The organism is Desulfobotulus pelophilus (assembly GCF_026155325.1).
In the GTDB taxonomy this organism is placed as follows: Bacteria; Desulfobacterota; Desulfobacteria; order Desulfobacterales; family ASO4-4; genus Desulfobotulus; species Desulfobotulus pelophilus.
This window is the reverse complement of the sequence record NZ_JAPFPW010000011.1, coordinates 79,392-93,054: the sequence shown is the minus strand read 5'-3', so window position 1 is coordinate 93,054 and position 13,663 is coordinate 79,392. Positions and strand designations below refer to the sequence as shown.

The 13,663-nt window shown below is 52.3% G+C and carries 11 protein-coding genes; 8 read left to right on the top strand and 3 right to left on the bottom strand.

Annotated features, from left to right (window positions below; translation table 11 throughout):
• Positions 1-53 precede the first annotated feature (53 nt).
• The 3 genes from OOT00_RS10455 (at position 54) to OOT00_RS10445 (ending at position 5,262) form a co-directional block, all read left to right on the top strand.
• Entirely contained in the window at positions 54-1,715 is a 1,662-nt protein-coding gene (locus OOT00_RS10455; RefSeq protein ID WP_265425325.1) for a hybrid sensor histidine kinase/response regulator, read from the top strand.
• Entirely contained in the window at positions 1,712-3,118 is a 1,407-nt protein-coding gene (locus tag OOT00_RS10450) for a sigma-54-dependent transcriptional regulator (protein ID WP_265425324.1), read from the top strand. Before OOT00_RS10455 ends, OOT00_RS10450 begins: the two co-directional genes overlap by 4 nt.
• 197 nt (positions 3,119-3,315) lie before the next feature.
• Positions 3,316-5,262 (top strand): adenylate/guanylate cyclase domain-containing protein, encoded by a 1,947-nt coding sequence (locus OOT00_RS10445; protein WP_265425323.1) that lies wholly within the window; start codon positions 3,316-3,318, stop codon positions 5,260-5,262.
• A 175-nt stretch (positions 5,263-5,437) separates the two neighbouring features.
• Here OOT00_RS10445 and OOT00_RS10440 read toward each other — a convergent pair whose 3' ends face one another.
• Genes OOT00_RS10440 through OOT00_RS10430 form a run of 3 tightly spaced genes read right to left on the bottom strand, consistent with a single transcriptional unit; the run spans position 5,438 to position 7,636 of the window.
• Positions 5,438-5,935 (bottom strand): bifunctional nuclease family protein, encoded by a 498-nt coding sequence (locus OOT00_RS10440; RefSeq protein ID WP_265425322.1) that lies wholly within the window; start codon positions 5,933-5,935, stop codon positions 5,438-5,440.
• A gap of 37 nt (positions 5,936-5,972) precedes the next feature.
• Positions 5,973-7,328, bottom strand: coding sequence for a tRNA (N6-isopentenyl adenosine(37)-C2)-methylthiotransferase MiaB (gene miaB / locus OOT00_RS10435; RefSeq protein WP_265425321.1), 1,356 nt, complete (start codon positions 7,326-7,328; stop codon positions 5,973-5,975).
• A gap of 47 nt (positions 7,329-7,375) precedes the next feature.
• On the bottom strand, positions 7,376-7,636 hold the full coding sequence (locus OOT00_RS10430) for a DUF4911 domain-containing protein (protein ID WP_265425320.1): 261 nt from the start codon (positions 7,634-7,636) through the stop codon (positions 7,376-7,378).
• A 378-nt stretch (positions 7,637-8,014) separates the two neighbouring features.
• Between OOT00_RS10430 and OOT00_RS10425 the strand changes: the two genes are divergently transcribed.
• The 5 genes from OOT00_RS10425 (at position 8,015) to OOT00_RS10405 (ending at position 13,658) form a co-directional block, all read left to right on the top strand.
• Positions 8,015-8,431, top strand: coding sequence for a bacteriohemerythrin (locus OOT00_RS10425; protein ID WP_265425319.1), 417 nt, complete (start codon positions 8,015-8,017; stop codon positions 8,429-8,431).
• 147 nt (positions 8,432-8,578) lie between these two features.
• Positions 8,579-9,238: a PspA/IM30 family protein gene (locus OOT00_RS10420; protein ID WP_265425318.1), complete on the top strand. Its 660-nt coding sequence runs from the start codon at positions 8,579-8,581 to the stop codon at positions 9,236-9,238.
• Entirely contained in the window at positions 9,238-9,894 is a 657-nt protein-coding gene (locus OOT00_RS10415; protein WP_265425317.1) for a YqiJ family protein, read from the top strand. Before OOT00_RS10420 ends, OOT00_RS10415 begins: the two co-directional genes overlap by 1 nt.
• A 12-nt stretch (positions 9,895-9,906) precedes the next feature.
• Positions 9,907-11,646 carry a flotillin family protein gene (locus OOT00_RS10410; protein WP_265425316.1) on the top strand — a complete coding sequence of 580 codons (1,740 nt, stop codon included), beginning with the start codon at positions 9,907-9,909 and terminating at the stop codon, positions 11,644-11,646.
• Between the two features lie 605 nt (positions 11,647-12,251).
• A complete protein-coding gene (locus tag OOT00_RS10405; protein WP_265425315.1) occupies positions 12,252-13,658 on the top strand; it encodes an ammonium transporter in 1,407 nt (468 codons plus the stop codon).
• Positions 13,659-13,663 lie beyond the last annotated feature (5 nt).

The window sequence follows — 13,663 nt, the reverse complement described above, 5'->3', positions numbered from 1 at the left end:
CTGACCGGTGTCAGAAAAGCATTGGTTCAGGAACAGGGTGCAAGGATGGCTTTATGAAACAGGCACAGGATCCCCCGCAGGAAGACTCCCTCCACTCCCTCAGGCAGCGGCTTCATGAAGCGGAACAAGAGCTTCATATGGAACGCAGGCTACGAAAAAACCTTGAAGCAGATCAGCGTTTCAGCAACCGGGTAAGCTATGCCCTGCTTGACGCCATCAGCGATGCCCTGCTGCTCATAGCGCCCGATGGCCGCATCCTCCGTATCAATCAGGTGATGTGCCGGTGGTTTCAGATTCCTCCGTCCAGCCATGTAGAAAACAGCATGCTCTGGGAGCTGATTCCCCCTGACAAAGTTCTTCACAGGAAAAAAAGGGTAGCTGCTGTGGTCGCAACGGGCCAGCCCCTGCACTATGAAGATCACAACGATGAATGCTACATGGCTTTTTCCATATGGCCGGTATTCAACTCCAGTAAAAAAATGACAGCGCTTTTTATTCTGGGCAGGGATATCAGCGAACAGAAAGAAGCGGAAGCCAAGGCCAGACATCAGCAGGAACAACTCATACAGGCCGCCAAAATGGTGGCTCTCGGTACCCTGGTTTCCGGTGTGGCCCATGAAATCAATAACCCTACCAACTTCATCATGCTCAACCTGCCCCTGATCGAAGATTCCTGGAACGCGGTCATTCCCATTCTGCACAGACATTTTGAGACCCACGGAGACTTTGATTTCGGCGGCCTTCCCTATTCAGAAATGAAAACCTACCTTCCGGAACTTTTTGCAGGCATCCGTGACGGAGGCCGCCGTATACGCAACATTGTGGAAGATCTGAAAAACTTTGCCCGCCAGGATGATCCGGACCTTTCCGCCAGAGTGGAGATCAATGAGGTAGTGCGCAGTGGCATCAGCCTTCTGGGAAACCTCATCCGTAAACAGGCTCCCCGTTTTCGGGTTCGCTATGCGGAAAACCTTCCCGCCATTCGCGGCAACACTCAGAAACTGGAACAGGTCGTCATCAATCTTATCCAGAATGCCTGCCAGGCACTCACGGACCGGGATCAGGCCATCCGTGTCAGCACATTCCATGACAGGGCCGCAAGGGAAGTCTGCATAGAAATATGGGATGAAGGAAGAGGCATTCCCACCCATGTACTGCCCCATGTTCATGATCCCTTTTACACTACCCGGAGAGATCAGGGAGGAACGGGCCTTGGGCTTTCCATTTCCGATACCATCATCCGGGAGCATGGAGGCCGCATGGACATTCAGAGCGTAGAAGGCAAGGGTTCTGTTTTTACCATTCACCTCCCCCTGAGGCCCCCTTCTCTGCGCAAAAAAATTCTTGTGGTGGATGATGAAAAGGGAATCCGCGCCCTGCTCTGCGACATGCTGAGAAACAATCCCCATTTTGATGTTCATGAGGCAGACTCAGGTATGGCTGCCTGCCTGAAACTGGGCTCACTGAAACCGGATCTTCTGGTACTGGATCTTCATATGCCGGACATGAACGGCATTGAGGTCTGCGAATGGGTCCGCACCGAACCGGATCTTCGGGATCTCTCCATCATTATTGTTACGGGCTATGAATCCAGCGCAGCCCTGGAACGCCTGCGCCAGCTCGGAGTTCCCGATATTTTTGGAAAACCCATCCGTATGCAGAAACTGGAACAGACGGCCCTGAGGCTTCTCAGGCTGAGTGAAGGAGACATATGATGCACAGGGATTCTCCCGGAATTCTCATTGTCGAAGATGAGCCCCACAGCCGAAACGCCTACCGGATTATCCTCCGGCAGGCGGGTTTTGATCCCATCCATCTTCTGGATAATGGAGAAGAGGTCCTTCCCTTTCTTGAAACCCGGCAGGTGGCCTGCATTCTTCTTGATCTCAACCTTCCGGGGGAAAGCGGCGAAACCCTCTTACCCCAGATCCTTGCCAATTACCCCCACATCCCCGTGGTGATTCTTACGGGAGCCAGTTTTGTGGAAACCGCCGTACGATGCATGAAACAGGGAGCCTTTGACTTTATCACCAAACCCGTAGAAAAAGAGCGTCTCCTTGTGGGCATCCGGAAAGCCCTTGAAGTCCGGGATCTTGCGGAAACCACCCGCCGCATTCACAGCGGTCTGGGCAAACAGCTGAAACAACCGGAAGCCTTTGCTCCCATCCATACGGCAAGCCCTGCCATGTTCAGCATTTTCCACTATATGGAGGCAGTGGCCCCCTCTTCTCTCCCCGTACTGATCACTGGCGAAACAGGATCCGGAAAGGAACTCATCGCCCGCACCCTCCACAGACTCTCCGGGCGCAAGGGGCAGTTTGTGGCTCTGAACATTGCGGGTCTGGACGAAACCCTCATCTCAGACTCCCTTTTCGGACACCAAAAAGGGGCCTTCACCCATGCGGCCCTGCAGCGTGACGGTATGGTAGCCCAGGCGGCCGAGGGCACTCTTTTTCTGGACGAAATCGGAGAAATGCCCCTTCAGACCCAGATCAAACTCCTGCGCTTTCTTCAGGAAGGCGACTATCTGCCTCTGGGAGCGGACAGGCCCAGACGTTCCACTGCCCGTATTCTTACGGCCACCAACCGCAATCCGGAGGAAATGAAGGAAGGCAAGCATTTCCGTAAAGATCTTTTTTTCCGCATTGCTCCCCACGCCATCCATCTGCCCCCCCTGCGGGAAAGAAAATGCGACATTCCGCTTCTGATGGATCTTTTCGTAAAACAGGCCGCCAAGCTCCTGCAGCGGAAGATTCCAGAGATTTCTGAAAGCCTTGTCACAGCCTTTCAGTCCTATTCTTTCCCGGGCAATATTCGCGAGCTGCAGGGTTTGCTGCATGACGCGGTCAGCCGATGCGATGATGATCTTCTTGCCCCTTCCTGTTTTTCCGTACTGAAAGGGAAACCACCCATCGAGCCAGCAGAAGGCAACCCCTCACCCCATCCACTGCCCATGGTACCCTTTCCCACCCTGGCCATGGCAGAAAACAACCTGATCTGCCTGGCTCTGCATCAGGAAAAGGGCAACCAGACACGGGCGGCCAAACTGCTCGGTATCTCACGGCAGACCCTGAATCGAAAACTGCGTGACAACCCGCAAGTACGCACTTGTAAATAAAGTATCCCATGCTATACATTTTCAACGCATCCTTTCCATTTTAATCGGAAAAGTAAGGTATTTTCATGTTACGGGAAGCATACTGGCAGACAAGCACCTCAAACTGGCAACGGCATGTCTCCGTGAACTCCTTGCATCCCATATTCAGCCGGACAGCCCGTTAACCGGCAGGGCCAGCCGATAAGGAACCTTTTTCCATGAAAAAACATGCCATACAAACCCTTTGGAAACAGCATACTTTCCTGCGGCCTGTCATTCCCATGCTGATTCTGGCCTTTGTTATATGGGGTCTTTCCCTGCGGCCTCCCGTGCTCATTGCAGCCATGGCATCGGCAATGAGCGACACTTATTATGCCTTCAATCCCAATGAACCGGATTCATCCCTTCTGTTTGTGGATATCGACCATGAGAGCGTCAAGACCTACGGCCGGTGGCCATGGCCCAGAGATATTCTGGGCAAGGGTTTTGAAAAACTGTCGGAAGCCCGTGTCATAGGACTGGATATTATTTTTGCGGAACCTACAGATCAGGCAAAGGATGAGGCACTGGCGGATTCCCTGCTGGGGCTTCCCGTAATCGGAGGTATTTTTCTCAATGGCCCCAGACTGTCAAGCCTTGGAGCAGATGTCTATGACCATCTGCTCGACTCTTCCCTCATGCAGGCCGGAACGGCAAGGCTTGTGGAAAGTGACCGGCTGGAAGCTCCCGTATCCCCCATCCGCGAATCCATTCCCTTCCTTGCCGCCCTCAATACCCTGCCCGATGCGGATCACCGTTTTCGTCATTATCCACTGGCTTTCTGGGTGGGAGATCTGGCCATTCCCAACCTTGGCGTACAAATGGCCCGCCTTGCCCGCCATGAAGATCTTATATTTACGGAAAGGGGCATTTTTTTAGGGGATCAGAGAATACCCGCCGATGGGGAGGGTGCCATCCGTCTGAATTTTTACAGGGAATCATCCTACCCTTCCATCAGTTTCACCCGGCTTATGGCAGATGATTTCAATCCGTCTGAAATGCAGGACAAAATAGTCATCATTGGTGTCAGTGAAGCGGGCGTAAGCGACCTCAGAGCCACTCCCCTCGGCCAGTTTCCGGGTCCTCTCATGCATCTCACCTTTGTGGCCAATCTGCTGGATGGTTCCATACCGGAAGAAATCGGAGGCTGGAAAATGGCCGCCATCCTTCTTTTCCTGTGCCTCCTGTGGCTGCCCTGTCTTCGTATCCAGAATCCATGGCAGCGTATTCCTGTTTACCTTGCCATTTTCACCGCTATCTTCGGAGCTGGCCTCGGAGGGTACCTATACGGAGGCCTATGGATCGAAATCTTTTATCCGGGCTTATGGCTGACTCTGGCCATATTCGGGGGTGAAATTCATCTTTTCATGGAGAGCCGCGCGGGTAGCGAAGCACTGCGTTCCGCCTTCTCCAGCTATCTGGCCCCGGAGGTGGTGGAAAAGCTCATTCAACACCCCGAAAGCCTTCGTCTGGGTGGGGAAGCCAGAGAACTGAGCCTTCTTTTCACGGATCTCAGGGGATTTACGGCCCGATCCGAAACCATGAATGCGGAATCCATGGTACAGCTTCTCAACGCCTATTTCGAACCCATGACCCGTGCCGTATTCACCTACAAGGGAACGCTGGATAAGTACATCGGAGATGCCATCATGGCCATTTACAACGCTCCCCTTGATGATGCGGACCATCCATTCCATGCCTGTCTCACGGCTATTGCCATGCTGAAGGCCCTGGAAACCTTCAACGCAGACCATCCCGATACCGATCCGTTACGTATGGGAATCGGTGTCAATACGGGACCTGCCGTAGTGGGCAACCTCGGATCATCGTTTCGTTTCAGCTATACAGCCATCGGTGATGCGGTGAATGTGGCAGCCAGGCTGGAAAGTGCCACTAAGGAAGTCAATCTGGAGTTGCAGGCAGACAAAAAGGAAGGAAAGGATGTGCCGGTGGATTATGCGGATATTCTTCTGGGCGAATCCACATATCAGGCCGTCAGGCACCGTCTGCCATGCACGGCTCTGCCACCAAGGCCTCTGAAGGGCAAAAGTGGTTTTTTGTCCATCTATTCGTTGAAATGGAAGGAAGTGCCCCAGTCTCTGCTGGAAGCTCACAGAGCCCGCTGAAAAGCAGGCTGCTTTCCGTATCAAAAAACAACCAGAAACCTGGGGATGATGCTTCCACACCGTCCCCATTTTTGCCGTGAGAATCGAAAAGAGCCATCCGGCCTCCGGCTGCTGGCCCTGTCCCTTGTTCCGTAACAGAAGGGAAAGGGTGACAGGAACCCTTGCTTATGATCCTTCAGGCATGCCCGAAACGTTCCGTTTCCATTTTTTCCAGAAGATCCGTCCACTTCTTTCCTTCATCACTGGTATCAAATGGCTCCATCGCTGACTCCTTATCCATGTCATGCCATTTTTCAAACACCTGTGATTCCATGAAAATCGGAGCATCAAAACGCAGAGCCAGTGCCACCGCATCACTGGGCCGGGCATCCATAAAAAAGGCATCTTCCTCATCGGAGCCCAGAAAAATTCTGGCATAAAAAATGCCATCTTCCAGATCCAGTACTTCAGAACGGATCAGACGATATCCGGCTTCACGGATAAAGTTTGCAAAAAGATCATGGGTCAGAGGTCTTTTGCCCTTATTCTCCCTGAGGGATGCGGCTATACCCGCCGCTTCGAGATGACCGATCACCATGGGTATGGCCTCATCACCATCGGCTTTTTTCAGAATCAGAACAGGTTCACGACTTCCAGGGTCCAGGCTCAGGCTGGCAACTTCCACTCGAAACACCCTATCCTCCTTGCGCAGCAGTCTGCGCCTGCAATTTTTATGCTACCCGTGTTCCCCACAGGGAGTGTCCCAGCGCCCGGTCAATGCACACCCGGATACACTGACCCACCATATCGCTGCTGTTTTCACCAGGATCAGCATGTACCAGGCGATTACCCTCCGTACGTCCCGTTACCCTTTCCCCAGCCACAGGGTCATGAATGGCACCGGGGGCCAGCGTACGAATATTCTTTCCTTCAACCAGAATTTCCTCCACTCTGCCCACACAGGCCTCATTTTTCTCCCGTGTAATACCGTCCTGCAGGTCGAGAAGGATCTTCAGGCGCTCCTTTTTTATCTTTTCCGGAACCTTGTCCGTAAAACCGGCTGCTCTGGCATTGGGCCGGTCAGAATAGGCAAAGGCAAACAGACTATCGTACCGCACCTTTTCCACAAGCGAAAGGGTATTCATAAAATCTTCAGGGCTTTCTCCCGGAAAGCCCACAATGATATCCGTGCCCAGTGCCATCTCCGGGCAGACATCCCGCAAGCGGTCGATACGCTCCAGGTAGTGCTCCCGGCTGTACTTTCTGTTCATCCGGGAAAGTACGGCACTGGATCCGGACTGCACAGGCAGATGGAGATGGGAACAGAGCTTGGGTATTGTTGCAAAAGCATGAATCAGATCATCGGAAAGGTCTTTGGGGTGGGAAGTGGCAAAACGAAGCCTGTGCAGGCCTTCCACATCCGCCACCCGCCGCAGCAGTTCAGAAAAATCCGGCAATCCCTCTTTTTTCCCATAGCTGTTCACATTCTGCCCCAGAAGGGTAATTTCCCTTGCACCGGCCCGGACCTTGCGGCTGACCTCTTCCACAATGGCCTCGGGTGCACGGCTCATTTCCCGCCCGCGAACATAGGGAACCACACAGTAGGTGCAGAAATTATCACAACCTCTCATAATGGTAACAAAATCCGACACCGCCCCTGTGAAGCCATCCGATGAGCCATCCCTTTCCGGCAACTCATTCGCCATGTCCACATCCACAATCCGACGCCCCTCCTGGACCACGAGGGTGACAATCTCCGGCAAGCGCCAGATGGCATGGGTTCCAAAGATAAAATCCACATACGGTGCACGGGTCAGTATCTTTGCCCCCTCCTGCTGTGCCACACAGCCCGCAACTCCCACCCGGAAACCCGGTTTCCGGGCCTTGATCGCCTGCAGGCGTCCAATGAAGCTGAAGGCCTTATCCTCAGCCTTAGCCCTGATGGCACAGGTATTGACAATCACAAGATCGGACGCTTCCGGGCTGTCTCCCGGCATATATCCCAGAGGTGCCAGCAGGCGGTAAAATAAATCCGCATCCGAAATATTCATCTGACAACCAATGGTAAACACGTACATAAACTTCATTGTCTACTGCTCCCATATCCGGTACGAACCAGCTTTCGATATCTGTATCAGGCAGAACAAAGATCTGTGGAAAACCCCATGCCCTCCACTTCTTCCCGGGAAAGGGATACCGGAGGTGTGCCGGAACCTATGGATGAAACGATTTCCTCCACAAGCAGACAACATCCCGGAGCCACCCGGACCATAACAAGCCCCTGTTCCCTGTCCAGGGTTGTCAGGGCACCTATACCCTCATAGGCTTCCAGCAGAAACCGGAAAAAACCAATTTCCCTGCGGTCCATCCAGTAAAATAAGGCTTCTGTTTCCAATAGTTTTTCCCCTTACCCGAATCGTACCCTTTCGGATGCCCATTTCCTACAAACGTAACAGCGCTCACCATACCCTGCGTCTCCCGCAGGATCGCTATCATAACCGCCTGAAAAACCCTTGCAATATTTTTCCTTACCCGGAGATAAAAAATATGGCGATGCTTTCCATAATGGGTTTGCCAACCCTCGTGCCAAAGCACCCAATTTCTTGTATTTACATGAATTCCGGACAAAGAAAGACCGTTTTTCACGCATTGTCACCCTCTCTCGACAAAAGATTGCCATAAAAATCCACTTTCTTTTCTCTTGCAGATTGCCTAGCGGCCCTTTCATCTGATATATATTTTTTTGTATATATCTCTTCCAAGGAGGTTTTCCGTGTCCCCTCAATTTCACTGGCTGCCGGAATATGCCATCGGTAATCCCGAAATCGATGCCCAGCACCGCATGCTGTTCGACCTGGCCAATCGTATTTTCAGGATAATGGACCCCAGACAGGATTTTAAGGAACTGAAAGCCACCCTTCAGTCCCTCTTTGAGTATATGCATGTCCATTTTGATGCAGAAGAAGAGCTGATGAGAGAATGGGGCTACCCAGACATTGACTACCACCGGAACCTCCACGAACTGATTCGCAGAGATATGAACTCCCTGGTAGAAGGAGTATACGACCTGCATCGCCTGAAAGGAGAACTGAATGTTCTCATGACACAATGGGTGCTCGTCCATATCCGGGACGAAGATTCCAAACTCGGCTCCTTTCACCGCAGCCACACCCAGACCAAAGGTATGTGAACAGGCATCGGATCTCTGGAAAAAAATCGTGCCTGTTCAGACGGCTCCATGCCAGCACCGTTCCCCTTCCCCTCCCAACAAGCTGTCTTCATTTAAAGGATTCAAGAATTTATTTTATTCCATTGTCCATCAAACCGGAGGAAAAGAATGCGTGAAAAACTCGGAAGAAGAGTGACCCGCCTGCTCAGTGCCAGCATGCACAGCCTTGTAGCCTCTTTTGAGAGCAGAGCTCCTGAAAGTCTCATGGAAGAAGCCATCCGGGAGATGGATGGTGTCATTGAGGAAGCTCGCTCGGAACTGGGCAGGCAGCTGGCACAGAAACATCTGGCAGAAACAAGGCTGGGAGAAGAAACAAAACGCCATGAAGCCCTCGGCGGACAGATCGAAGTGGCCGTTGCCCAGAACCGTGATGATCTGGCGGAAATCGGCATAGCTGAACAGATGGATGTGGAAGCCATCATCCCGGTGCTTTCTGCTTCCATCAAAGATTGTATGGAACAGGAAAAGGAATTGGAAGGCTTTATTCAGGCCCTTCAGTCCAAAAAAAGAGAAATGCGTGCGGAAATGGCCGTTTTCCGTAAAAATCAGACAAAGGAGAGGCTGCCGGAAGCCAAAGACAGAGCCTCTCTGGACACCAAAGCAGAAAAAGCTGGCTCCCTCTTTGACCGTATCCTTGAAAATGCTTCCGGACTACCTGCCAGAGGACTGAACACCGGATCGGCAGCCAAGCTGGCTGAGCTGGAAGAACTCTCCCGTAGAAATGCCATCACCGAAAGGCTGAAAGCCCTCAAAACAGGAAAAGAGTAATGTGGGAACTCCTTCTTGCCAGTGAAAACATGGCCTTTTCAACAGCCCTTGCCATCATGCTGCTCATTGGCATTCTCGAGGGAACGGCCAGCCTCATAGGCGCAGGCAGTTCTTCCTTCTTTGACAGCCTGATACCTGATCTGGATGCTGGTACTGCGGATTTCGGTGGCAGTACGGGCCGCTTCCTTGTCTGGTTACGTATCGGTCAGGTTCCTGTTCTTGTCATCCTGATTCTTTTTCTGACCAGTTTTGGTCTCACAGGTCTTATGCTGCAGGCCGCCGTGGCATCCCTTTTCGGATCCTTCCTGCCGGGATGGCTGGCAGCCATACCCGTTCTGGTACTCAGTTTTTTTCTTACACGTTTTCTGGGAGGTCTGCTGCACAGGATCATTCCAAAGGACGAAACACTTGCCGTGTCCCGTGCAAGCCTCATCGGCCGTGTGGCAGTCATCACCCTTGGCACAGCTTCCAGGGGTAATCCTGCAGAGGCCAAAACAAAGGACATTTACGGCCGCATGCATTATTTCCTTGTAGAACCCGACCGGGATGAGGATGTCTTTTCCACGGGGAACGAAGTTCTTATTGTTTCCCTGACCAACCACATTTACCGGGCCATCCCCAACCCAAGCACCCACCTTTCCCACTCTATCCATTAATGAGGAGAACCCATGGCAGGTCTGACAGAAATCATTGTGATTGCCGGTGTCTTTGTCACCACCCTTCTGGTAATTGGTATTATTCTTGCCCGCCTTTATAAACGTGCCACCAAAGAAGTCTCCTTTGTGCGTACGGGCTTTGGCGGTGAAAAAGTCATCATGGATGGCGGGGCCATGGTGCTTCCCGTTCTCCATGAGATCATTCCCGTCAATATGAATACTCTCCGGCTGGAAGTCCGTCGCACCGGAGAACAGGCCCTGATCACAAGAGACAGAATGCGCGTGGATGTGGCAGCGGAGTTTTATGTCCGGGTTAAGCCCTTAAGCGAATCCATTGCCAACGCCGCCCAGACCCTTGGCCAGAAAACCATGAACCCTTCTGAACTGAAAGAGCTTGTGGAAGGTAAATTCGTGGATGCTCTGCGTGCCGTTGCCGCCGAAATGGCCATGGAGGAACTTCACGAAAAAAGGGTTGACTTTGTTCAGAAAGTCCAGCAGGTGGTATCCGAAGATCTCCTGAAAAACGGTCTTGAACTGGAATCCGTCTCCCTTACGGGACTGGACCAGACGGCCTTTGAACACTTCAATGCCCAAAACGCCTTTGATGCGGAAGGTCTCACAAAACTTACGGAAGCCATTGAGTCACGACGCAAAAAACGAAACGACATTGAGCAGGAAACCGACCTGGCCATCCGTCATAAAAACCTTGAGGCGGAAAGGGCCAGATTTGAAATTTCCCGGGATGAAGAGTATGCACGACTGGAACAGGAGCGGGAAGTATCCATAAGGCGAGCTTCTCAATCCGCTGAGATTGCACGGGAAGAAGCAGAAAAACAACGGGAGGCTCAGGAAGCACGCATTGCGTCCCAAAGGGAAATCGACCTGAAGCAGATCCTTTCCGAAAGAGACGTAGAAAACGAGCGAATCCAGAAAGAGCGATCCATCAAAGAGATGGAAATTGCCAAATCGCGTACTCTCGAACAGGCTGAAATTGAAAGACGAAAAGCCATTGAGCTTGCGGAACAGGGTAAAGCCATTGCCATAGCAGAAAAATCCAGAGAAGAGTCAGAGGCCAAGGCAGAAGCGGACAGGGCCAAGGCCAAGGCTGTCAAGGAAGAAGAAAGTGTTATCACCGTCCGTGAAACAGAGCGGGCGGAAAGGGAAAAGCAGGTGGAACTGGTCCTTGCCCGCCAGAAAGCGGAGAAAGACGCCATTCAGCTCACCGTTGCAGCAGAAGCCGAAAAGAAAGCCGCCATTGATCAGGCCGAAGCCCTCCGTCTTGTCGCTCAGGGCCATGCCGATAAAGAACGACTGGAGGCCAAAGGCAAAGCCGATGCGGAAATGATGCTGGCCGATGCTGCGGAACGCAAATATGTTGTGGAGGCGGAAGGTAAAAAGGCTCTCAACAATGCAGCCAACCTTCTCTCACCTGAGCAGATTGCCATGGAAGTTCGTCTGGCTCTCATCCACAGTCTTCCTGAAATTATCCGTGAAAGCGTCAAGCCCATGGAACAGATCAGCGATATCCGCATCCTGCATGTCAACGGCCTTGGCGGTGGAAGTGGCAGCGAAGGAGATGCCGGGGGGGAAAACAGCACTGGCTCCCTGGCCGATCAGGTTGTCAACAGCGCCCTCCGTTACCGTGCTCAGGCACCTATTCTGGACTCCCTGCTATCGGAAATCGGCCTAAAGGCAGGCGATATCAACGGGCTTACGGAGGCTGTACACAAGTCTTCCCCATCCCCGCAGTAAGATAGAAAGGCAAGGAGCCGGAAACCCGGCCGTCATGCTGTAGCGCAACAGGAAAGGCCGGACAATTATGTCCGGCCTTTCCTGTTGGGATCAATCAAGGAGCTTGCTTTTTTCTGGAACGCATGCGTTTCGGCCGGATCGCAAAAGCCTTTAAAAACCCCCCGATGGTCTTTTAAAAGGCATCCCCGTTACGCAGTCACAACATACCGCCCTAAAATCTATAATTCAAGTTAATAATTCTTCTTAAATCAACAACAAAAAGTTTTTAAACTCCTGCCTTGATTCTTTTCGCTTCTTCTCGTTAATAAAATAATCCACCCAAAATCCCTCCAGCCTGAAAAAACGAAACAACTCCGCAGCACGCCACCCCAGCAGGCATACATAAATGTTATAAATACCTATGCACACTACATTTATGTTTTATTTTAAACAAAGAATTCATATTCAATCACAAGACCCTTTAAAAAAAATACTATAAAATCAATACCATAAATATCATACAATACCCAGACAAAACCTTGGCACGCCTCATGCAATAAAACCTTCGCACTAACGGGAAAAGCAAGGCACTTTTCCCAAACCCCAAATCCCAGGAGGAAAGCATCATGCGCTGGTTCATTCCCACTTCCCTGATACTTGCACTGGCAGCCCCGGCCCTTGCCGGAGATGCCGCTCCCGATCCCATCACCAATGCCGAAGCCATAGCCCTTGTGCAGGAACACGCCAATTTTCTCTGGACACTCATTGCCGCCTGTCTCGTCTTTTTTATGCAGGCCGGTTTTTCACTGGTGGAAGCTGGCTTCACCCGGGCGAAAAACGCCATCAATATAATCATGAAAAACCTGATGGATTTTTCTATCGGCTCCCTTGCTTTCTGGGCCATCGGTTTCGGCCTCATGTTCGGACACAGCCTGGGCGGTTTTGTGGGAACATCCGGATTTTTTCTTTCCGACTTCACCGGTGAAGGAGAAGAGTGGACCCTTGCTTTCTGGATGTTCCAGGTGGTATTTGCCGCCACCGCCGCCACAATCGTATCGGGAGCCATGGCGGAACGAACTAAATTCACAGGTTATATCTGCTATTCCATTGCCCTCACCGCCTTCATCTACCCTGTTTTCGGCTCCTGGGCCTGGGGTTCCCTGCACAATGGAGACGGCTGGCTGGAAAATCTCGGCTTTATCGACTTTGCGGGCTCCACCGTAGTGCATTCCGTAGGTGGCTGGGCGGCTCTGGCAGGTGCCATCGTCCTTGGGCCACGGCTGGGAAAATATGCCGCCAACGGAAGTATCCGCCCCATACTCGGCCACAACATCCCCCTTGCAGGCCTTGGCGTTTTCATCCTCTGGCTGGGATGGTTCGGATTCAATGCAGGCTCCACCACCACAGCAGACAAAAGCATTGCCCTGATCTTTGTGAATACCAACCTTGCTGCCGCAGCCGGTGCCGTATCCGCCATGATTGCGGCCTGGATACGCTTTGGAAAACCAGAGGTCAGCATGAGCCTGAACGGCGTGCTGGCAGGGCTGGTGGGTATCACCGCAGGCTGCGCCAATGTGGGTCCTGCTGCAGCCATTATCATCGGTGCCGTGTCCGGTGGTATTGTGGTCTCCTCCGTACTCTTTTTTGAAAAAATCCGCATTGACGATCCCGTGGGTGCCATCTCCGTTCACGGAGTATGCGGAGCCTGGGGAACCCTTGCCGCAGGGCTTTTCAACACCGGCGGTACCAGCCTCGCCATCATCGGCGTACAGCTTCTCGGAATTCTCGCCTGCTTTCTCTGGGTTTTCCCCACGGCATGGCTCATGTTCAAGCTGGTGAATCACTTCATCGGTCTGCGGGTCAGTGCGGAAGAAGAGATGGAAGGCCTCGATTTCAGCGAACATGGCGGCAATGCCTACCCAGACTTCCGGGCCAGCGGAGCAGGCATGTCCTTTGATGGAGGCAGCAGTTCCGGAGAAAAAAAACCAGCAACAGCTTCCACAGCGGCTCTGGCACATAGCCGAATGGGCTGAAGGCA